Origin of the sequence: Curtobacterium sp. MCPF17_021, from assembly GCF_003234605.2 — a bacterium.
GTDB classification, from domain to species: Bacteria; Actinomycetota; Actinomycetes; order Actinomycetales; family Microbacteriaceae; genus Curtobacterium; species Curtobacterium flaccumfaciens.
Genome location: NZ_CP126252.1, coordinates 91,104 through 110,570, shown reverse-complemented (window position 1 = coordinate 110,570; position 19,467 = coordinate 91,104). Strand labels below are relative to the sequence as shown.

The window sequence follows — 19,467 nt, the reverse complement described above, 5'->3', positions numbered from 1 at the left end:
CACGGCCCGGCTAGGGTGGACAGGACATGACCAGCCCGTTCTCCGCCATCCTGTTCGACCTCGACGGCACCATCAGCGACTCCGCTCCGGGCATCCTCGAGAGCCTGACGCACACCTTCCGCACCGTCGGCGTCCCGGTGCCGGACCACGACACCCTGATGTCGTTCGTGGGCCCGCCGATCATGGACACGTTCCGGATCGCGATGGGCATGGACGACGAACTGGCCGACCGCACCCTCGCCGTCTACCGCGAGCACTACTTCTCGCACGGGGCGCTCGACTCCGCGATGTTCCCGGACATCGACGTCGTGCTGCACACCCTGCACCAGGCGGGGCTGCCGATCTCGACGGCGACGAGCAAGCCGGAGACCCCGGCGACCTACATCCTCGAGCACTACGGGCTCACCGGGGACATCGACATCATCACGGGCGCGAGCGACGACGAGGTGCGGTCGAGCAAGGCCGACGTCGTCGAAGAGGCACTGCGACGCCTCGAGGCCCACGGCTTCGACACCAGCCGCCCGGTGCTGATCGGCGACCGGAAGCACGACGTCGAGGGCGCGACCGTGCACGGCGTCCCGGTCGTCTTCGCCGAGTGGGGCTACGGCTCCCCCGACGAGGCCGAGGGCACCATCGCCCGTGCCGCCACCCCGCTCGACCTGCTGCCGATCCTGCTGCCGTCCGCGACGCCGTCCGCATGAGCGGCGACGTCGCACGTCGGGGCCTCCGCGGCGCCGCCTGGCTGCTGCCGGCGGCCATCGTCCTGATCGCGCTGAACTTCCGCGGTCCGATCGTCGCGACCGCCCCGGTCATCGGGGACGTCCGCGCCGACCTCGGCCTGACCGCGACGATCGCCGGGCTGCTGACGACGATCCCGGTGCTGTGCTTCGCCCTCGCGACGCCGTTCGCCAGCTGGGTCATCGCGAAGGCCGACCCCGAGCGCGCGGTCTCGCTGTCGCTCGTCATCGTGCTCGCGGGCACCGTCGTGCGCTCGATGCCCTCGTCGGCGGCGCTGCTGATCGGCACCGCGGTCATCGGCATCGGCATCACGATCGGCAACGTGGTGATCCCGGTGGTCATCCGGCGGGACACCTCACCGGAACGCGTCGGCCTGGTCACCGGCGTGTACACGTCGGCGCTCAACGTCGGGTCGATGATCACGTCGCTCGGCACCGCTCCCCTGGCCGCCCTGTGGGGGTGGCCGGTCGCCATCGCGATCTGGGCGGTCTTCGCACTCATCGCCGCCGCTGCCTGGACCTACACGGTCGGTGCTCGCGCCGCCTGGCGACGCCCGCTGCCCTCCGAGCGGGACGAACCGCTGCCCGTCACCGGCCCGATCGACCAGGTGCTCGACACCGGGGCGATCCGGACCGCCCGCGCCGCCGAGGCCGCACGGGTCGCCGTCGCCGAGCCGATCCGGCCGGCACGACGGCTCATCACCTGGGGCCTGACACTCGCCTTCGGTGGTCAGGCGTTCTCGTACTACGCCCTCACCGCGTGGATCCCGACGCTGCTGCACGACGAGATCGGGTTCTCGAAGGCGTCGTCGGGTGCGAGTTCGTCGGTGTTCCAGATCCTGGCCGTCGTCGGGGCGCTCGGTGTCCCGCTGCTCGCGACCCGGTGGCGTCCGGCGGCGATCATCGCCCTGGTCGGCACCCTGTGGCTGGCGATGCCGCTCGGGCTGCTGTTCGCCCCGCAGCTCTGGTTGCTGTGGTCGGTGCTCGGCGGTGCGGCCCAGGGCGGCGGCATCACCGTGATCTTCATCGTCATCGTGCGGATCGTCTCGAGCGACGCCGACGCCCGCCGGATGTCCGCGTTCGTGCAGGGCGGCGGGTACCTGCTCGGGTCGGCCGGGCCGCTCGTCGCCGGCGCGCTGCACGGTGCGACGGGGAACTGGACGGCGCCGCTGCTCGTCGTACTCGTCGCGGTGCTCACCCTCGGCGTCGTCGGGACGTTCGCCGCGCGACGGGTGTCCTGACCCCGAACCCGAACGCCGGCTGAGACCCCGCTCCGGCTCGACCCCCGAGGCGCTGACCGACGGGGCCCGCACCCACACGACCCCTCAGCGCGCGGACCGGCTTCGCGGCCAGCTGGCGGCACGGTCCCGGCCGGTCGTCATCCCGGACGGCCAAGGTCCGGAGAGTGGACATCCGACGACCCGCCCGGTGGCGGGACCAGCCGCTCGCAGCACGGCTCACCCTGCTCGTGATCGCGGCCGGCACGACCGTGCTGCTCGCCTGGAACCTGGGCCGTGGCGGGGACTTCAGCTTCTACCAGGCGTCGGCGCGGTCGATGTCCGAGTCGTGGCCAGCGCTGTTCTCGGGCGCATTCGACCCCTCCGCGACGGTGACGCTCGACAAGCTCAGCGGCTTCACCGTCCCGCAGGCGCTGAGCATCCGGCTGTTCGGGCACTCCACCGCCGCGCTCGCGTTCCCGCAGGTCGTCGAGGGGCTCGTCACCCTGTGGGCCTGCTCCCTGGTCGGACTCCGCTGGGCCGGCGTCGGGACGGGCCTCGTCGCTGCCGCAGCAGCGGGGTCGACGCCGGTCTTCGTGTCGATGTTCGCGCACCCGATGGAGGACGGCATGGTCACCGCCGCGCTGGCCGTCGCCCTGCTGTGCTGGCAGCACGCGGCACTGACCGGGCGCTGGTGGCCGCTCGTCACCGCGGGCCTGGCCGTCGGTGTCGGGTTCCAGGCGAAGATGGTGCAGGCCTGGTTCGTCCTGCCGGCGCTGCTGCTCGGCACGCTGCTGGCCTCGGCCCGGCACGACGGCCGTCCCTTCCGCTTCGGCACCCGGGTGGTCCGCGCCGGGGTACTCGGGATCGTCGCAGTCCTGGCGTCGGTGTCGTGGGTCACCGCGCTGGCACTCACCCCGTCGGGTTCGCGGCCGTGGGCGGACGGCTCCACCGACGACAGTCCGCTCGCGATGGTGTTCGGGTACAACGGCATCGACCGGTTCCTGCCCGGCGCGGTGCCCGGGTCCGTCCGGTCGTTCACGGTGCCGTTCGGTCCGCACACCTGGCGCGGTGGTCCGGCCGGGTTCGGCAAGCTGCTCGGACCGCACCTGGCGTCACAGGTGGCCTGGCTCCTGCCCGCGGCGGTGTTCGGCGTGGTGGTTGCGGCCGTGGTGCTCGTCCGCCGCCGTGCGGAGCGCCCCGGCACCCTCGGCTCCCCGTTCGGGAACGCGTTCGACACCCGTGCCAGCGCCGCCACCCTGGCCGTCCTGGTGGTCTGGTTCGGCACCGCGGCGGCCGTGCTCTCGGTGGCCGCCGTGCCGCACACCGCCTACGTCGCCGCGATCGGCGTGCAGCTGGCCCTGCTCGCAGCCCTCGGGTGGCGCGGTGCGGTCGGGCTCGTCCGGGCGCAGGCTCGAGGGCTCCGGGCGCTCCCGGTCGTCCTCGCCGCGGCGCAGCTCGGCTGGGTGGTGTTCCTCGCCCGGGGCACCGCGATGCCGAGCGTGCTCGCCGTGCCCGCTATCACCGTCTCGACGGTCGCCGTCGTCGCGACGCTGGTGGCGGTGTGGTGGCGACCCCGCTGGGAGGCGACGCGCGGGCCGGACCGGCACCGGGCCTCCAGGACGGTCATCGCGCTGGCAGCCGGGCTCGCGCTCGTCGCCGGCCCCGCCGCGTTCTCACTGCAGGCCCTCGACGCGACCCGCGACGGCAGCGGCGTCGACGCGTCGGTCGGGCCGTGGCCCGCGCGCTGGCCGATCCCGGTCGGCAGTCCGGACGTCTTCCACGTGTCGCGCCCGGACCCGTGGGGCGGGTCGACGCCCTACCCGCGTGCCCTCAGCCGGCTCGTCGCGACCGCGCGACGCCTGGAGGGGTACCGGCACGACGAACCGCTCTTCATGACGGACACGTGGCACATCTCCGCACCCGTCATCGACGCGACCGGACTCCCCGTGCTGACGGACGGCGGGTTCTCGGGCACCGTGCCCGTCTTCACGACGAACCAGATCCGCCGGAGGATCGCCGACGGCCTGCGCGTCCTCGTCGTCGAGGCCCACGCGCCCCGCACGGACCCGGTCCTGCGCGCCGCACTGGTCGGGGGCTGCCGAGCACTCACCAGCGGCACCCGGCACGCACGCCTGCCGATGCAGCCGCGCCGGGCGGACGGCATCGCCTGGACCGTCTGGCACTGCGGGCTGCCCGGGCCGTCCGTCGGACCCGGTGCGCACCGCCACCACGGGTCAGCTCGCGGCGAGCACCTCGCGCAGGGACATCGGCGGACGCCCGGTGATGCGTTCGACGTCGCCGGACACGTGCGCGAGCGCCCCCTCGGCGATGGCCGTGTAGGTGCTCACCCAGGCGTCGGCCTGCCACGGCTCCGGGTTCCACTGCGCACGTGATGCGTACGCCTCGTCGAGGGTCTCCGGGTGGTAGCTGACCGTCCGGCCGCGGACCTCGGACACGATCGCCGCCGCCTGGGCGAGGGTGATCGCCTCGGGGCCGGTCAGCTCGTACGTCTGGTCGCGGTGGGCGTCCGGGTCGCGCAGCACCGCGGTCGCGACGCGAGCGACGTCGGCACGGGCCACCGCGGCCATGGCGCCGTCGCCGGCCGGCCCGCGGATCACGCCGTCCTCGCCGACCAGGTCCTCGACGAAGTCCAGGTAGAAGCTGTCGCGCAGGAACGTGAAGGCCATCCCGCTCTCGCGGATCGCCTGCTCCGTCGCCCAGTGGTCGCGGCCGAGCGTGAAGGTCGCGTCGGGAGCCGCGCCGAGGAACGACGTGTAGACGACGTGCCGCACGCCCGCGTCGGCCGCCGCGGCGACGAACGCCCGGTGCTGGTCGAGGCGGTCCTGGGCCTCGGCCGCCGAGACCATGAGCAGTACCTCGACGCCCTGCAGGGCGGTCCGGCTCGCGTCGGCGTCGGCGAAGGTCGCGACGGCGACCTCGGTGCCCGGGAGCTCCGGCGCACGCGAGGCGTCGCGCACGAGCATCCGGAACGACACGGCGTCCGCGGCGAGCGCCGCGCTCACGGCGCCCCCGATGTTGCCGGTCGCTCCGGTGATGGCGATGGTCATGGTCGCTCCTCGTGTCGGTGTCGGTGTCGGTGTCGGTGTCGGTGTCGGTGTCGATTTCGCGTCGCGTTGGTCGGTGGTCACGTCCACACCGTCGTGGAGGCCCGGATCACCGTGGGCGCGACCCTCGCGGCGTTCACGCCGTCCACCTCCACCGCCCACGCGCGGGCGGCGTCGTGGTCGCGGCCGTGCCGCATGTGCCGTCCGACCAGGCGGTCGAGCCGCACGTCGTCGGCGACGGCGCAGAACCAGGTCTCGGTGAAGAGCGTCGGCAGCGTCGACCACGGTGCGGTGTCGTCGAGCAGGTAGTTGCCCTCGGACACCACGAGGCGGGCGGCGCGGGGTACCGCGATGCTGCCGGCGACGGGTTCGTCCACGCGACGGTCGAAGTCCGGCGCCCACACCACGTCCTCGTCGGCGGCGACGAGTCGGCGGACGAGCGCGACGTACCCGTCGGCGTCGAAGGTGTCCGCCGCGCCCTTGCGGTCGTGCCGGCCGAGGGCGTCGAGCGCCGCGTTCGACAGGTGGAAGCCGTCCATCGGGACCTGCACCGCCGTGCCTGCACCCAGGCGATCGTCGACGGCGGTGACGATGCGACGGGCGAGCGTGGACTTGCCGGCGCCCGGTGCTCCGGCGATCCCGAGCACCGTGCGCTCGCTCGAACGGGCCAGTTCGACGGCGCGTTCGACGGCCTGGTCGACGGTCGTGCCGGAGTCGCTCACGGCTTCATCCTCGCAGAGCGCACCGACGCCGGGCCGCGGTGGTTCACTTGCCGCATGGTCGATGCGACGAAGGCGTTCAGCGGGTTCTCGGTGCGCGACGTGCCCGAGGCGAAGGCGTTCTACCAGGACGTCCTGGGCGTCGAGGTCACCGAGGACCACGGCATGCTCTTCCTGCAGCTCGGCGGTGGACACCAGGTGCTCGTCTACCCGAAGGGCCCGGGTCACGAACCGGCGGCCTTCACGGTGCTGAACTTCCCGGTGCCGGACATCGACGCCGCGGTCGACGAGCTCACCGCGAAGGGCGTCGTGTTCCTGCAGTACGAGGGGATGACCGACGACCGGGGTGTGAACCGGAAGGGCGGCCCGCTCATCGCCTGGTTCACCGACCCGTCGGGCAACGTCCTCAGCGTCATCGAGGAGTGAACGTGTTGTGTTCCGGAAGCTGACCGCCGGGTGATGCGATCAGCGGGACAGGGCACCCGCCCAGCCGAGGGCGATCGGCACGAGCAGGCCGTGGCGGTGGTGGGGGAGCTCGGCGACGGGGATCCACCGCGACTCGTCGGTCGAGCCGTCGAGCTCGTGCCGCAGGGCTCCCCCGGTGATGGTCGCCCGGAACACGACCTGCACGGCCTTCATCGGGCGACCGTTGGCGTGGATGCGACGTTCGGCGGGGACGATGTGGTGTCTGACCCCGAGCAGGGCACCGGCCTGGGCCTCGTACCCGGTCTCCTCGCGGATCTCGCGCACGACGGCCTGCTCGACGGTCTCGTCGAACTCGACCCCGCCGCCCGGTAACGTCCACGTGCCCGCGTCGGGGTGACGCAGCTTCGCCAGGAGCACGCGGTCACCGTCCGTGATCACGCCGTAGGCGGCGAGCCGGGTGTCGTAGTCCGTGTACTCCATGGGCCGACCATGCCAGGTGGGTGCACCCACGTCTGCCAGCCGCGCCGGGCCTCCAGGCCGTGGACCGGGGTGGTGCGGACGCTCACCAGCCCGCCGACCGGTCACGACCCCCCGCGGCCCGCACGCCGAGCGGTCACAGACCGTCGGCACCGCCGCCCGCAAACGACAGAACGCGACCACGCGACGCAGCCCGTGCGGGGAGTCGTGACCACCCCGCGTCCACGCCGGACGGCCGGCGCGCGCGGTCAGGACACCCCGATGGCTGCCCGCCGAGCGGTCACAAACCGTTGCTTGCGGCACCGCCAGACGACTGAACGTGACCACGCGACGCTGCACGCGCGGGGAGTCATGACCGCTCGCCGCTCGAGGACCCGGACCCGGGGTGGTGCGGACCGGACCCGACGTGCGCGCCCGACCCGGATCAGGCGTTCACGCGTGCCGCTGCCCAGCCCACGCGCATCCGAGCGACCGCCCGGTCGAAGGCGCTGAGCGGTTCCCCGTCGTCTCGGATCACGGACTGCAGCTGGAGCCCCTCGTACAGCGCCATGAGCTGCTCGGCTGCGTGCCGGGGCGATGCGCCGCGGGGTTCTCTGCCAGCGACGACGTCGCGGACCAGGGCGAGGGTGACATCCTCGAACGCCCGCGTGTACTGCGTGCGGAACCATCCGGCGGCGGGGTGGTCGGGGTTCGAGGCGGCACTGAGCACGGCGACCCGGAGTCGCACGAGGGCCGGGTCCTTGACGCCCGCGGCGAGCCGGGCTCGCAGGTAGGCGACCGTGCCGTCCCGCTCCGCGATCGGCCAGAGCTGGCGCCGGCTGCCGTTGTTCCACTTGTCCATGACCGCGACCACCAGGAGTTCCCACATCGGGTACGCCCGGTGGAACTCGTCGGCCGTGACCCCGGCGTGCTCGGCGACCTCGTCGGGCCCGACACGGTGGAAGTCCGCGGCTCGGTAGGCACTGATCGCCCCGGCGACGATGCGTGCGCGGAGGTCGACATCGGTCGTGGGCATGCTGACGATTGTGCGGGGCCGGTCAGCGGCCCGCGACCGCCAGTTCAGGGGGCGCGGCCACCGTCGCCGGCTCTGGGTCAGCCGCGGTCGAACGTCAGCGTCTCGTCATCGGGGGCCCGGACCTCGCCGGTGCGGGCGAAGTCGGCCCAGATCGCCCGGAATGCCCGGCCGCGGCGCTCGACCTCGGGCCAGTCGCGTTCGGGGACGAACCGGGTGCCGGCCCAGGCCTCGCGGCCGCCGAGCAGCAGCGGCAGGTCGCTCATGTGCACGGCTCCGGTCGGGGCGCTCGTGACACCGCGGTGCAGTCGGTACGAGGTCGCGCGGCCGCCTGCGCGTCGGTGCCGTTCGGTGAACCGTCGGGCATCGCGCCCGTAGATGACGTCGGACAGCGGACGCACGACCCACCACCGCAGGGCCGACCGCAGCACCCGTGACCGGGTGACCCGACGCAGGCCCGGCACGAGCGGCACGTACATGCCGGCCTCGTCGGAACCAGACCCGATCAGCACGTCGACGTCGGGGGCGACCCGGCTCCACGCGGCGTCGAGGTCGCGCTCGGCGGGCAGCGGCGCGAACCCGTACTGGGTGCCGAACGGCATGCCGGCGGCGAGTCCGTACGGCGCGGCGGCACGGGTTCCGAGTGCCTGACGGTCGAGCAGGTCCTCGAGCGGGGTGTCCGCGTGCACCGTGCCGACCGCCCGGACCATCGCGCGGTTCATCCGTGCCCGACCGCGGGACAGCCCGAGCGGAGCGCTCTGGATGATCGCGCGGCGGAAGAGCCCTTCGGCGTCGGCACTGATCATCAGGTGCGCGGCCGCGTCCCCGCCGGCCGACTGCCCGAAGACGGTGACCAGGTCGGGGTCGCCGCCGAACGCAGCGATGTTCGCGCGCACCCAGCGCAGCGACTCGACCAGGTCGAGGAGCCCGAGGTTGGCCGGGATCGTCTCGCCGTCACCGAGGAACCCGAGCACGCCGAGCCGGAACGTGACCGACACCACGATCACGCGCTGCTCGGTCACCAGGTCGCGGGCGTCGTAGATCGGCAGGTCGCCGCCGCCGATGACGTACGAGCCACCGTGGATCCAGACCATCACGGGCAGCTGCTCGCCTGGACGGACGTCGGCGGGCAGCGTGATCGAGAGCCGCTGGCAGTGCTCGTCGACCTCGATGCCCTGGATCGGGTTGAGCAGCAGGTCGACGAACTCCTCGTGCGGCTGCGGTGCGACCGGCGACGGGGTCGACGCGTGCAGCTCGCCATCGAACGGTGGCATCGGCTGCGGCGGGGCGAACCGTTCGGCCCGCGCGTACGGGATCCCGAGCACCCGGACCACGTCGCCGTCGACCGTCCCGACGATGCGGCCGGCGGGGGTGTCGAACGGGGCAGGCGTGGCGTCGAGCATGGGGTTCACGGTATCGGTGCGGCGACGACACGAGCGGACGTGACGAGAGGCCGTCCCGATGTGATCGGGACGGCCTCGCTCCGGCTGTGGGAGCCGAGTGCACGTGGTGCTCGGCGTCAGTTCGAACGGCCGTTGACGTCGCGTCGGTCGTCGTCGTTCCAGTCGGGCTTGCGCACGCCGGACTTCGCGATGCCGCGGCTGACGACGTAGGCGGCCGTCACGATCGCGACGTACAGCCAGGCCTGGTCGGCGCCGAAGCCGGTGTGGCCCTCGTCCGCGTTGTCCACGACGGCCGACGCGACGAGGATCGCGATGGACACGACCAGCCAGGCGTAGAACTCCGTGGTCTTCAGCGCGGACTTGGTCTCGTTCCAGGTGGCACGCACGACCGAGTCGTTCCGTGCGGGACGTCCTGCAGTGTTCGACATGGTCTCTCCTTCTGATCTCCGCCACCGGGCTTCGGTGGCGCCGTGTGGAGAGATTTGTCTCGCTCGGCTGATTACTCGCTCAGTTTGGGTTCTCAGGCAGGGGGTGGAACATGGCGTTTGTCCACAGAACGACAGGACCGGACGGGGCGACGATGCACGACGAGGACCACCCGCAGCGCGGATCCGATGTGTTCGAGCGGCAGCCGCGCACCACGGAGGGCGCCGCTGCGATCGCGAGCCTGCAGGCGCTCAGTGACAGCGTCCACGAGGCCGACGAGCAGGCGCTCCGCACCCTGGGGATGTTGCCCGTCGACGCACTCGCGCTGCGGCACCTCGTGCTCGCGGACCGAGACGGACGGCTGGTGAACCCGACGCAGCTCGCGCGGGCGTTGCGGCTCTCCACCGCCGGGATCACGAAGCTCATCGACCGCCTGGTGCGTGACGGGCGGGCGGAGCGGCGGGCGAACCCCGAGGACCGCCGCGGCGTCATCATCACGGCGACCGGCTCCGCCGAGCAGGACCTCGCACGTGCCTACGGGCACATCCACGCGCCACTCATCGAGACCATCGACGCGCTGAGCGTCGACGAGGCGACGGCGGTCCGCCGGTTCGCCTCCCGCCTCGCCGAGGCGCTTCGGCAGGAGCTGCCCTCCCCCGGCGCCCCCTGACGCCGGCCCGGCGCGGTGGGTCGGTGGCTGCGACGGACGGGAGGCCCGTGACGGCGTCGCCACGGGCCTCCAGTCCGTCCTCTTGTCGCGTTGCGCGACGGGTGGTCGCGTTGCGCGACGGGCGCTACCGCACCCGCTTGATGGGGATCACGACGAGTGCGCCGATGATGGCGATCGCGCCGGCGGCCCAGCACATGAGCGTGTAGTTGTCGGCGGCGTCCCCGGACCCGATCTTCAGGAAGAACAGGGCGACGGCCGGGGCGAGCGACTGCGGCAGGGCGTTGGCGATGTTGATGACGCCGAGGTCCTTGCCGGGACGGTCCGCGTTCGGCAGGACGTCGACGACGAGTGCGGTGTCGATCGCGGAGTAGATGCCGTAGGCGAAGCCCATGATGACCTCGGCGACGTAGAAGCCGTTCACCGTGTCGGCGTGCGCCAGCACGATGAGTCCGACCGCGAACATCGCCGTGGAGCCACCGACGAACACCTTGCGGCGACCGAGCTTGTCCGACGCCCAGCCGGACAGCGCCGCACTGACCAGCAGCGCGATCGTGTAGAGCAGGACGCCGAAGGCGACGGCGGCCGTCGCCTCCTTCGCGCTCTCGATGCCGAGGTGCTGCTCCATGTAGAGCAGGCGGTACGTCGTGAACATGAAGGTCGCGAAGATGATGAGGAAGCGCGACCACCACGCGAACGCGAAGTCCGGGTTCTTGACCGGGTTCGTCCAGAACGACGCGATGAGGTTCAGGAACGTGAACTTCTTGAGCTTGTACGTGGGCAGGTCGTCCCGCGCGACGACGGCGTACACGGCGACCAGGATGATCGCCAGGATGCCGGGCGCGATGAACAGCACCGGCAGGTTCGCGACGAAGAAGACCGACAGGTAGGTGCCGGCGAGCACGGCGATGTTCTGCGCGAGCGCGATGATGCTCGAGGACCGGCCGCGCTGCAGCTGCGGCACGTTGTCGGCGAAGCTCGCGAGCAGGGTGGCGAGCGTGGCGTTCGCGGCGAGCTGGGCGAGCAGCCAGGCCAGCGTCAGGTTGAGGACGTCGGGCGAGTAGGCGATCCAGGCGAGGGCGATCGTGAAGACCACGACACCGCTGAGCAGCCAGGGGCGACGACGGCCCCAGCGCGTGCGGGTGCGGTCGGACAGGGCACCCGCGAGGGGGTTCATGATGAGCGCACCGAACGCGCCGATCGGCAGCACCGAGCCGATGACGTTCGCAGCGTCGTCGCCGACCAGGGCCTGCGCCTTGAGCTGCATGCTCACGTAGACGGGCGCCATGAGCGCGACGAAGAGGCCGAACTGCCCGAGGAACAGGGCGATCTGGTAGCCGACGCCCACCTTGACCGTGCTGACGGGCTGGGTGATGCCCTCTTCCGGGTTGAGCAGTGCCGGGCTGCCGGGTTCGGGTGTGCTCATGACGCCTCCTTGAGTCGATGAAAACCTTGCCTGACAAGGTTTTTCCGACGCGAGCATACATCGACACGTGTTGTCTGCAACACCGGTCGCGTCGAGAGCCGTGACGCGCGGGGCATCCGGGCCGCGTCACACGGGGCAGCAAAAACTACACACCGGGTGGTTTTTGGGGTAGCGTCGTCATCGATCTCGCCGCGGAGCATCGCTCCTCGACGGGCCGCGACACCCAGACAGGATCGAAGGAGCCTCTGCAATGCCCACCACTTCTGTGCAGCTGTACTCGCTGCGCGACGCCATCGCCGAAGACCTCGACAAGGCCATCGCCCGTGTCGCCGAGATCGGGTACGAGAACGTCGAGCCCTACGCGTTCGTCGAGCGCGCCACCGACCTCGAGCGTGCGTTCGCGGCCACCGGCCTCAAGGCTCCGTCCGGCCACGTCGCCGTGATCGACGCCGAGGACACCGCGCCGATCTGGGACGCCGCCGAGCGCCTCGGCATCCGCACCGTCATCGACCCGTTCATCCCGACCGACCGCTGGCAGACCGCCGACGACGTCGCGAAGATCGCCGAGCGCGTCAACGAGCTGACCGCCGAGGCCGCCGGCCGTGGCCTGCAGTTCGGATACCACAACCACCAGTGGGAGTTCACGAACAAGGTCGACGGCCGCACCGTCTACGACCTGTTCGTGTCGCAGCTGTCGCCGGAGACGGTCCTCGAGGTCGACACCTTCTGGGCGACCGTCGGTGGCGCCGACGCCCCCGCCGTGCTCAAGGGCCTGGGCGACCGCGTCGTCGCGATCCACGTCAAGGACGGCAAGGTCGACGGAGACATCCGCACTGCGCTGCCCTCGTCCGAGAGCGCGCTCATCGTGCCCGAGGCGCTGCAGCGCGCCTTCGAGAACCAGACGCCGGCCGGTCAGGGCGACGTCGACGTGACCGCGATCCTCGCCGCCGCACCGCAGGCGATCCGCGTGGTCGAGTTCGACGCCTACAAGGGCGACGTCTTCGAGGGCATCACCGAGTCCCTCACCTGGCTCAAGGACAACGACAAGTGAGCCGTGTCGGGATCGGCATCATCGGTGCCGGCAACATCTCCACCCAGTACCTCGAGAACCTGACCAAGTTCGCCGACGTCGAGGTCCGCTTCGTCGCCGACGTGCTGCTCGAGCGTGCCGCTGAGCAGGCGGCTGCGTACGGCGTCGCCTCGTCGGGATCGGTCGAGGAGCTCCTCGCCCGCGACGACATCTCGATCGTGATCAACCTGACGATCCCGGCCGCGCACGCCGAGGTCGACCAGCAGATCATCGACGCCGGCAAGCACGTCTGGAGCGAGAAGCCGATCGCGACCGACCACGCGTCGGCCGCCGCGGTGCTCGAGTCGGCGAAGGCCAAGGGCCTGCGCGTCGCGACCGCTCCGGACACCGTGCTCGGCGCGGGCATCCAGACGGCGCTGCGGGCCATCGCCCGCGGTGACATCGGCGAGCCGCTGTCCGCGACGACGCTGTTCCACGTCCCCGGACCCGAGGCGTGGCACCCGAACCCGCACTTCCTGTTCGCCACCGGTGCCGGGCCCCTGTTCGACATGGGCCCCTACTACGTGACGACCCTGGTGCACGCGTTCGGCACCGCCTCGCGCGTGCAGGCAGTCTCGTCGAAGTCGCTCGACCGTCGCACGATCGCGTCCGGCCCCCGCGCCGGCGAGACGTTCCCGGTCGAGGTCCCGACGCACCACGCGGCCCTGATCGAGTTCGCCGGCGGCCAGTCCGCCCAGTCGACGTTCTCGTTCCAGCACGCCCTGCCGCGCATGGGCTTCGTCGAGATCAACGGCACGCTCGGCACCATCTCGCTGCCCGACCCGAACACGTTCGAGGGCTCGTCGCAGCTCTGGCGCTACGGGCAGGACGAGCCCGAGACGCTCGAGGCGGTCGGCTCCACCTGGGGTCGTGGCACCGGTGTCGTCGAGCTCGCCCGCGCCATCGCCGAGGAGCGCCCGGAGCGTGCCTCCGGCGCCGTCGCGCTGCACGTGCTCGACGTGCTGCTCGGCATCCGTGACGCCGCCGAGTCGGGGTCCGCCGTCGACATCACGTCGACCGTGGACGCGATCCCGCCGCTGCCCGAGGACTTCGACCCCGCGGCAGCCGTGCTGACCGCGGGCGCGAACGCCTAGGAGCGCCGCGCGCACCACTTCGTGAGCAGGAATGGTCGGGTCCCGAACGGGGACCCGACCTTTTCTGCTCACAGGAACCCGTGACCCGCTCCGTTCTGCGCTCCGTGGACCGGATCGCGCCCTTCGGCCAGCACATCCGCGCTCGTCGGCCATCTGGAACGGTCCGCAGTCGCACCCTCCTTCACTCGGGTGATGAGAACAATGGGCGTTGAAGAGGAGTTGCTCCTCATCGACCGGTCGACGGGTGCCCCCGTGCCGGTCGCGGACGGTGTGCTGGCCGGCGCGATGGCGACGCGCGTGCCGGACCCCGGCGGCGTCGTCGGCGAGATGCAGCGCGAGATGATCGAGGTCACCACCCGCCCGCACACCTCGCTGGCGGCGCTCGGCGGGCAGGTGCTCGACAACCGGGCACTCGTCGAACAGGTCGCGAACGGGTTCGGCGCGCACGCGGCCCCGCTCGCTGCGTCGCCGACCCCGGTCACACCGCACGTCAGCGACAGCGCCCGGTACCACCGGATGCTGGAGCGGTACGGGTGCATCCCTCGGGAGAGCCTGACGTGCGGTCTGCACGTCCACGTCGCCATCGACTCGCCGGCAGAGGGCGTCGCAGTGCTCGACCGGATCCGGACGTGGACGCCGGTGCTCCTCGCGTTGAGCGCCAACTCCCCCTTCCACGGTGGGGTCGACACCGGGCATGCGAGTTTCCGATCGATCGCTTGGAACCAGTGGCCCTCCGCCGGTCCGATGGAGCGGTTCGGCTCCGAGGAGCGCTACCGCACCGTCATCCAGAGCATGCTCCGGACCGGTGCCCTGCTCGACGAGGGGATGCTCTACCTGGACGCGCGACTGTCAAGGAACCACCCCACCGTCGAGGTCCGGGTGGCGGACGTGCCGCTCGACCCCGGCGTGACGGTCACGATCGCCGGCCTGGTCCGCGCCCTCGTCGACACCGCCGCCGAGGAGTGGCGATCGGGGTCGATGGAACGGGACACCCCCGCGTGCACCATCCGACTGGCCAATTGGCGTGCCGCCCTCGAGGGCCTCGAGGGCGAGCTGGTGGACCCCCTGACCGGCCGCGCGGCACCCGCACGCGAGGTCGTCATGCTCCTCCTCGCCCACGTGCTGCCGGCGCTGACGGCGAACGGCGACGACCAGCTGGTCGAGCGCGGACTGGCCGACCTGTTCGCACGCGGAACGGGCGCGGCACGACAGCGTGCCGCCTTCGCCGAGACGGGTGACCTCGGTCGGGTCGCCCTGGCGGCGGCGATGACGAACCTGCGCGCCCGGACCGGTCGTGCCACCGCCGGTGTGGGATCGGATGTCGGGACGGGACCCGTCCTCGCCGGCGGGTCGGTCCCCCGCGACGTCACCGGGGCGGCCGGCTGATGGGGTCCAGGCGGCAGCCGACCCCGCGGATCGCCCGTCGGCACCGCGGTGTCATCGCGGTCGTGAACTCGATCTCGAACGCCTCGGCCCAGCCGGTGTTCGCGGACTCGACGTCGAGCAGGAACTCGACAGGCGTCCACTCCGGGTCGTCGCAGCCTGCCGGACGCACCGGCAGGACGCGGGTGGAGAAGCCCGCGATCCACGCCCGGCGCAGCACACCCGGCAGGCTCCGCGCCAGGACCTCGCGGGGCAACACGACCCGTATCCACATCTCGCTGCCTTCCACCCGTTCCTTCGGACACTTTGCGCACCCGATGGACAGAATCAACGCGACCGCACCTCACGGTCAGATCAGCCTCGCGCTTTCCGAACGATCCGATGGGAGCACCCCGTGACCGACCTCGAGAACCCGCCCGTCCTCGGCGAACACCCGGCGGACGTCGGCCCCGGACGTCCGGTGAAGCTCGGCGCGCGATTCGTGCACTGGCACACCACCACCGACCACAAGACGATCGGCAACCTGTACCTGGTGACGTCGTTCGGGTACTTCTGCCTGGCGGGGGTGATGGCGGTGGTGATGCGGACGGAGCTCTTCACACCGGCGCTCGATGTGCTCGAGACCCGCGAGGAGTACAACCAGCTGCTCACGATGCACGGCACCGTCATGCTGCTGCTGTTCGCGACCCCGCTGTTCTCCGGTTTCGCGAACGCGATCATGCCGCTGCAGATCGGTGCCCCCGACGTCGCGTTCCCCCGGCTCAACGCGTTCTCGTACTGGCTCTACGCGATGGGCAGCCTGGTGACGATGGGCGGGTTCCTGACACCGGGCGGAGCCGCTGCGTTCGGGTGGACGGCCTACGCACCGCTGTCGGACACCACCTTCGAACCGGGCATCGGCGGGCACCTCTGGGTCGCCGGCCTGAGCATGACCGGCTTCAGCACGATCCTCGGCGCCGTGAACTTCATCACGACCGTCATCACCATGCGTGCCCCGGGCATGACGATGTTCCGGATGCCGATCTTCACGTGGAACGTGCTGATCACGTCGATCCTCGTGCTGATGGCGTTCCCGGTGCTGGCGGTGGCGCTGTTCGGCCTGCTGCTCGACCGGGTCTTCGACGCGCAGATCTTCAACCCGGCCAACGGTGGGCCCCTGCTGTGGCAGCACCTGTTCTGGTTCTTCGGCCACCCCGAGGTCTACGTGATCGCCCTGCCGTTCTTCGGCATCGTGTCCGAGGTGTTCCCGGCCTTCAGCCGGAAGCCGATCTTCGGCTACAAGACGCTCGTGTACGCCACGATCTCGATCGCGGCGCTGTCCGTGTCGGTGTGGGCGCACCACATGTTCGCGACGGGTGGCGTCCTGCTGCCGTGGTTCTCGCTCATGACGATGCTGATCGCCGTGCCCACCGGCGTGAAGATCTTCAACTGGGTGGGCACGATGTGGCGCGGGTCGGTGACCTTCGAGACGCCGATCCTGTGGGCGATCGGGTTCCTCGTGACCTTCACGTTCGGCGGGCTGACCGGCGTGATCCTGGCGTCGCCGCCGCTCGACTTCCACGTCCACGACACCTACTTCGTCGTAGCGCACTTCCACTACGTGGTCTTCGGGACCGTCGTCTTCGCGATGTTCTCGGGGTTCTTCTTCTGGTGGCCGAAGTTCACCGGCAAGATGCTCGACGAGCGACTCGGCAAGGTGCAGTTCTGGATGCTCTTCATCGGGTTCCACATGACGTTCCTGATCCAGCACTGGCTCGGTGTGATCGCCATGCCCCGCCGGTACGCGAGCTACCTGCCGGAGGACGACATCACCTGGCTGCACCAGGTCTCGACGGTCGGTGCTGTCCTGACGGCGGCGTCGATGATCCCGTTCTTCCTGAACATCGTGCAGACGATGCGGAAGGGCCAGAAGGTGCTCGTCAACGACCCGTGGGGCTACGGCCGGTCACTCGAGTGGGCGACCAGCTGCCCGCCGCCCCGGCACAACTTCACGTCGGTACCGCGGATCCGGTCGGAGTCGCCGGCGTTCGACCTGAACCACCCCGAGGCCGGCGTCCCGGTCGGGGTGGGTCCGGCGATGGACGCCCCGGACGCAGCCACCCACGACCAGGCGACGGGCAAGACCCGGCACCCGAAGGAGACCGACCAGAAGTTCTGACGGCACCACTTCGTGAGCAGCGATGGTCGGGTCCCGAACAGGGACCCGACCATTGCTGCTCACCAAGCGAAGCAGCGCGACACGAACAGCGTGACGCGAACCGCAGCCCCCGAACCCGTCAGACCAGCGCGGTGAAGGACGCGTCGCGCACGAGCAGCGTCGCCGCGTCGCCCACCACGGCCTGGTCGGGGTCGCTCGACAGCCCGAGGGACCAGCTGCCCCCGCCCGGACGCTCCGGCAGCGTGAACTCCACCGTGGTGTCCGACGCGTTCAGCAGCACGGCCACGGTGTCGTCCCCCTGGTGCAGCACGAGCGTCACGGCCCGGTTGCCGCCGTCCGCCCAGTCGCCGTCCTCGAACCCGGCGGCGTCGGCACGGAGCAGGGTCACCGTCGACTCCGAGTCGCCGGGCGCGGTGCGGAACCACTCCGGACGCAGCGCCTGGTGCGCTCGGCGGAACGCGATCGCCGCCGTCGTGAAGGCGAGCAGGTCCTGGTCGGCGGCGGCCCAGTCGAACCACGAGATCTCGTCGTCCTGGCAGTACGCGTTGTTGTTGCCGCCCTGCGACCGGGCGAGCTCGTCGCCGCCGAGGATCATCGGGACGCCGGCGGAGAGCAGCAGGGTGCCGAGGAAGTTGCGGCGCTGCCGGTCGCGGTAGTCGTTCACCGCCCCGTCGTCGGTCGGCCCCTCGATCCCGCCGTTGAACGAGGTGTTGTCGCTCTCGCCGTCGTTGTTGTCCTCGCCGTTCGCCTCGTTGTGCTTCTCGGCGTACATCGTCAGGTCGGCGAGGGTGAACCCGTCGTGGGCGGTCACGAAGTCGATCGAGCAGAGCGGGGAGCGCCGCGAGCCCTCGTAGACGTCCGGGCTGCCGAGGACCCGCTGGACGGCGTCGCCGAGGGCGCCCTCGTCGCCGCGCCAGAACGCGCGCAGGTCGTCGCGGTACTTGCCGTTCCACTCGGACCAGTCGGCCGGGAATCCGCCGACCTGGTAGCCGGCGGTGTCCCACGGCTCGGCGATCATCTTGACCTCGCGCAGCACGGGGTCCTGGTGGATGATGTCGAGGAACGCGGAGTGCTTCTCGGCCTCGCCGTCCTGGCGGGTGAGCGTCGTGGCCAGGTCGAACCGGAAGCCGTCGACGTGCATCTCCTCGACCCAGTAGCGGAGCGAGTCCATGATGAGTCCGAGGGCCGCCGGGTGCCCGACGTTCAGGCTGTTGCCGGTGCCGGTGGTGTCGAAGTAGTTCGCCTCGTCACCCTCGACCAGCCGGTAGTACGACTGGTTGTCGATCCCCTTGAACGACAGCGTCGGGCCCATGTGGTTGCCCTCGGCGGTGTGGTTGTAGACGACGTCCATGATGACCTCGAGCCCCGCGGCGTGTAGGGCCTTCACCATCTCCTTGAACTCGGCGACCTGCTGCCCGGCGGTGCCGGAGGACGAGTACTCGTCGTGCGGCGCGAAGAAGCCGATGCTGTTGTAGCCCCAGTAGTTGCGGAGGCCCTTGTCGAGGAGCGTCGAGTCCTGCACGAACTGGTGCGTCGGCAGCAGCTCGACCGCGGTGACCCCGAGGTCGGTGAGGTGCTTGATGGCTGCCGGGTGGGCCATGCCGGCGTAGGTGCCGCGGATCTCCTCGGGGACGTCCGGGTGCTGCTTCGTGAAGCCCTTGACGTGCACCTCGTACACGACGGTGTCGGCGAGCGGGGTCCGCAGCAGGGTGTCACCGTCCCAGTCGAAGGACCGGTCGGCGACGACGGACTTGGGCATCGCGCTGGCCGAGTCGGTCTCGTCGATCTGCTCGGGCTCGTTCATGTCGTGGCCGAACAGGGCCTGGCCCCACTCGTAGGTGCCGTCGACGGCGGTGGCGTAGGGGTCGAGCAGGAGCTTCGCGCCGTTGTGCCGCAGGCCGTTCGCCGGGTCCCACGCACCGTGCACGCGGAAGCCGTAGCGGGTGCCGACGGTCACGCCGGGGACGACGTCGTGGAAGGTGTAGCCGGTGCGGTTGCGGAGCTCGGTGCGGTGCTCGGTGCCGTCGTCGTCGAAGGTGCAGAACTCGACCCGCTCGGCGGTGCTCGAGAACAGGGCGACGTTGGCGCCCCCGTCGACGAGCGTGACGCCGAGCGGGGTGCGCGTGGAAGTGGTCATGCTGCCCTTCTACCGGCCGGTCGCTGTGCCACCGGCGGTCTGGGCGTA

At 71.2% G+C, this 19,467-nt stretch carries 17 protein-coding genes and 1 pseudogene; 9 read left to right on the top strand and 9 right to left on the bottom strand.

Annotated features, from left to right (window positions below; genetic code table 11):
- Positions 1-26 precede the first annotated feature (26 nt).
- From DEJ29_RS00495 to DEJ29_RS00485, 3 genes and pseudogenes are all read left to right on the top strand, one after another.
- The gene (locus DEJ29_RS00495; protein ID WP_111094181.1) at positions 27-701 is read left to right on the top strand and encodes an HAD hydrolase-like protein; all 675 of its coding nucleotides are present in this window, start codon (positions 27-29) and stop codon (positions 699-701) included.
- A complete protein-coding gene (locus tag DEJ29_RS00490) occupies positions 698-1,978 on the top strand; it encodes an MFS transporter (RefSeq protein ID WP_111094180.1) in 1,281 nt (426 codons plus the stop codon). The genes DEJ29_RS00495 and DEJ29_RS00490 overlap by 4 nt, the downstream gene beginning before the upstream one ends.
- 314 nt (positions 1,979-2,292) lie before the next feature.
- Positions 2,293-2,838: pseudogene (locus tag DEJ29_RS00485) on the top strand (ArnT family glycosyltransferase); the annotation flags it as partial.
- Between the two features lie 1,353 nt (positions 2,839-4,191).
- Here DEJ29_RS00485 and DEJ29_RS00480 read toward each other — a convergent pair.
- Entirely contained in the window at positions 4,192-5,025 is an 834-nt protein-coding gene (locus DEJ29_RS00480) for an SDR family oxidoreductase (RefSeq protein WP_111094178.1), read from the bottom strand.
- A gap of 77 nt (positions 5,026-5,102) precedes the next feature.
- The gene (locus tag DEJ29_RS00475) at positions 5,103-5,744 is read right to left on the bottom strand and encodes a nucleoside/nucleotide kinase family protein (protein ID WP_111094177.1); all 642 of its coding nucleotides are present in this window, start codon (positions 5,742-5,744) and stop codon (positions 5,103-5,105) included.
- 54 nt (positions 5,745-5,798) lie between these two features.
- Here DEJ29_RS00475 and DEJ29_RS00470 point away from each other — a divergent pair, with 54 nt between their 5' ends.
- Positions 5,799-6,167 carry a VOC family protein gene (locus DEJ29_RS00470; RefSeq protein ID WP_071404443.1) on the top strand — a complete coding sequence of 123 codons (369 nt, stop codon included), beginning with the start codon at positions 5,799-5,801 and terminating at the stop codon, positions 6,165-6,167.
- A gap of 39 nt (positions 6,168-6,206) precedes the next feature.
- Here the strand turns inward: DEJ29_RS00470 and DEJ29_RS00465 are convergent, their stop codons facing one another.
- From DEJ29_RS00465 to DEJ29_RS00450, 4 genes are all read right to left on the bottom strand, one after another.
- Positions 6,207-6,647, bottom strand: a complete 441-nt coding sequence (locus DEJ29_RS00465; RefSeq protein WP_027466986.1) for an NUDIX hydrolase — start codon at positions 6,645-6,647, stop codon at positions 6,207-6,209.
- A 421-nt stretch (positions 6,648-7,068) separates the two neighbouring features.
- The gene (locus DEJ29_RS00460) at positions 7,069-7,659 is read right to left on the bottom strand and encodes a TetR/AcrR family transcriptional regulator (RefSeq protein ID WP_111094176.1); all 591 of its coding nucleotides are present in this window, start codon (positions 7,657-7,659) and stop codon (positions 7,069-7,071) included.
- 77 nt (positions 7,660-7,736) lie between these two features.
- A complete protein-coding gene (locus tag DEJ29_RS00455; protein ID WP_111094175.1) occupies positions 7,737-9,059 on the bottom strand; it encodes a carboxylesterase family protein in 1,323 nt (440 codons plus the stop codon).
- 116 nt (positions 9,060-9,175) lie between these two features.
- A complete protein-coding gene (locus tag DEJ29_RS00450; RefSeq protein WP_071404437.1) occupies positions 9,176-9,487 on the bottom strand; it encodes a hypothetical protein in 312 nt (103 codons plus the stop codon).
- 152 nt (positions 9,488-9,639) lie between these two features.
- Here DEJ29_RS00450 and DEJ29_RS00445 point away from each other — a divergent pair, with 152 nt between their 5' ends.
- Positions 9,640-10,155, top strand: a complete 516-nt coding sequence (locus tag DEJ29_RS00445; protein WP_181438111.1) for a MarR family winged helix-turn-helix transcriptional regulator — start codon at positions 9,640-9,642, stop codon at positions 10,153-10,155.
- A 124-nt stretch (positions 10,156-10,279) separates the two neighbouring features.
- Here DEJ29_RS00445 and DEJ29_RS00440 read toward each other — a convergent pair whose 3' ends face one another.
- A complete protein-coding gene (locus DEJ29_RS00440; protein WP_111094173.1) occupies positions 10,280-11,578 on the bottom strand; it encodes an MFS transporter in 1,299 nt (432 codons plus the stop codon).
- Positions 11,579-11,828: 250 nt separating this feature from the next.
- On the opposite strand from DEJ29_RS00440, the gene DEJ29_RS00435 reads away from it, so the two are divergent.
- The 3 genes from DEJ29_RS00435 (at position 11,829) to DEJ29_RS00425 (ending at position 15,127) form a co-directional block, all read left to right on the top strand.
- Positions 11,829-12,629: a sugar phosphate isomerase/epimerase family protein gene (locus DEJ29_RS00435; RefSeq protein ID WP_171907779.1), complete on the top strand. Its 801-nt coding sequence runs from the start codon at positions 11,829-11,831 to the stop codon at positions 12,627-12,629.
- Positions 12,626-13,741 carry a Gfo/Idh/MocA family protein gene (locus DEJ29_RS00430; protein ID WP_111094172.1) on the top strand — a complete coding sequence of 372 codons (1,116 nt, stop codon included), beginning with the start codon at positions 12,626-12,628 and terminating at the stop codon, positions 13,739-13,741. The genes DEJ29_RS00435 and DEJ29_RS00430 overlap by 4 nt, the downstream gene beginning before the upstream one ends.
- Positions 13,742-13,933: 192 nt before the next feature.
- A complete protein-coding gene (locus DEJ29_RS00425; RefSeq protein WP_181438110.1) occupies positions 13,934-15,127 on the top strand; it encodes a carboxylate-amine ligase in 1,194 nt (397 codons plus the stop codon).
- On the opposite strand, the gene DEJ29_RS00420 is transcribed toward DEJ29_RS00425, so the two are convergent.
- Complete coding sequence (locus tag DEJ29_RS00420; protein ID WP_146248281.1) at positions 15,108-15,398, bottom strand: hypothetical protein; 291 nt, start codon at positions 15,396-15,398, stop codon at positions 15,108-15,110. The genes DEJ29_RS00425 and DEJ29_RS00420 overlap by 20 nt on opposite strands.
- A gap of 186 nt (positions 15,399-15,584) precedes the next feature.
- Here DEJ29_RS00420 and ctaD point away from each other — a divergent pair, with 186 nt between their 5' ends.
- Positions 15,585-17,282 (top strand): aa3-type cytochrome oxidase subunit I, encoded by a 1,698-nt coding sequence (gene ctaD, locus DEJ29_RS00415; protein ID WP_258369935.1) that lies wholly within the window; start codon positions 15,585-15,587, stop codon positions 17,280-17,282.
- A gap of 118 nt (positions 17,283-17,400) precedes the next feature.
- On the opposite strand, the gene glgX is transcribed toward ctaD, so the two are convergent.
- Positions 17,401-19,419 carry a glycogen debranching protein GlgX gene (gene glgX / locus DEJ29_RS00410; protein WP_111094169.1) on the bottom strand — a complete coding sequence of 673 codons (2,019 nt, stop codon included), beginning with the start codon at positions 19,417-19,419 and terminating at the stop codon, positions 17,401-17,403.
- Positions 19,420-19,467: the final 48 nt, after the last annotated feature.

Excerpts from the sequence above, each read along its gene's own strand:
- DEJ29_RS00495 (WP_111094181.1), top strand. The coding sequence starts at position 27 with ATGACCAGCCCGTTCTCCGCCATCCTGTTCGACCTCGACGGCACCATC.
- DEJ29_RS00490 (WP_111094180.1), top strand. The coding sequence starts at position 698 with ATGAGCGGCGACGTCGCACGTCGGGGCCTCCGCGGCGCCGCCTGGCTG.
- DEJ29_RS00480 (WP_111094178.1), bottom strand. The coding sequence starts at position 5,025 with ATGACCATCGCCATCACCGGAGCGACCGGCAACATCGGGGGCGCCGTG.
- DEJ29_RS00470 (WP_071404443.1), top strand. The coding sequence starts at position 5,799 with ATGGTCGATGCGACGAAGGCGTTCAGCGGGTTCTCGGTGCGCGACGTG.
- DEJ29_RS00465 (WP_027466986.1), bottom strand. The coding sequence starts at position 6,647 with ATGGAGTACACGGACTACGACACCCGGCTCGCCGCCTACGGCGTGATC.
- DEJ29_RS00460 (WP_111094176.1), bottom strand. The coding sequence starts at position 7,659 with ATGCCCACGACCGATGTCGACCTCCGCGCACGCATCGTCGCCGGGGCG.
- DEJ29_RS00455 (WP_111094175.1), bottom strand. The coding sequence starts at position 9,059 with ATGCTCGACGCCACGCCTGCCCCGTTCGACACCCCCGCCGGCCGCATC.
- DEJ29_RS00450 (WP_071404437.1), bottom strand. The coding sequence starts at position 9,487 with ATGTCGAACACTGCAGGACGTCCCGCACGGAACGACTCGGTCGTGCGT.
- DEJ29_RS00445 (WP_181438111.1), top strand. The coding sequence starts at position 9,640 with ATGCACGACGAGGACCACCCGCAGCGCGGATCCGATGTGTTCGAGCGG.
- DEJ29_RS00440 (WP_111094173.1), bottom strand. The coding sequence starts at position 11,578 with ATGAGCACACCCGAACCCGGCAGCCCGGCACTGCTCAACCCGGAAGAG.
- DEJ29_RS00435 (WP_171907779.1), top strand. The coding sequence starts at position 11,829 with ATGCCCACCACTTCTGTGCAGCTGTACTCGCTGCGCGACGCCATCGCC.
- DEJ29_RS00425 (WP_181438110.1), top strand. The coding sequence starts at position 13,934 with ATGAGAACAATGGGCGTTGAAGAGGAGTTGCTCCTCATCGACCGGTCG.
- DEJ29_RS00420 (WP_146248281.1), bottom strand. The coding sequence starts at position 15,398 with ATGTGGATACGGGTCGTGTTGCCCCGCGAGGTCCTGGCGCGGAGCCTG.
- glgX (WP_111094169.1), bottom strand. The coding sequence starts at position 19,419 with ATGACCACTTCCACGCGCACCCCGCTCGGCGTCACGCTCGTCGACGGG.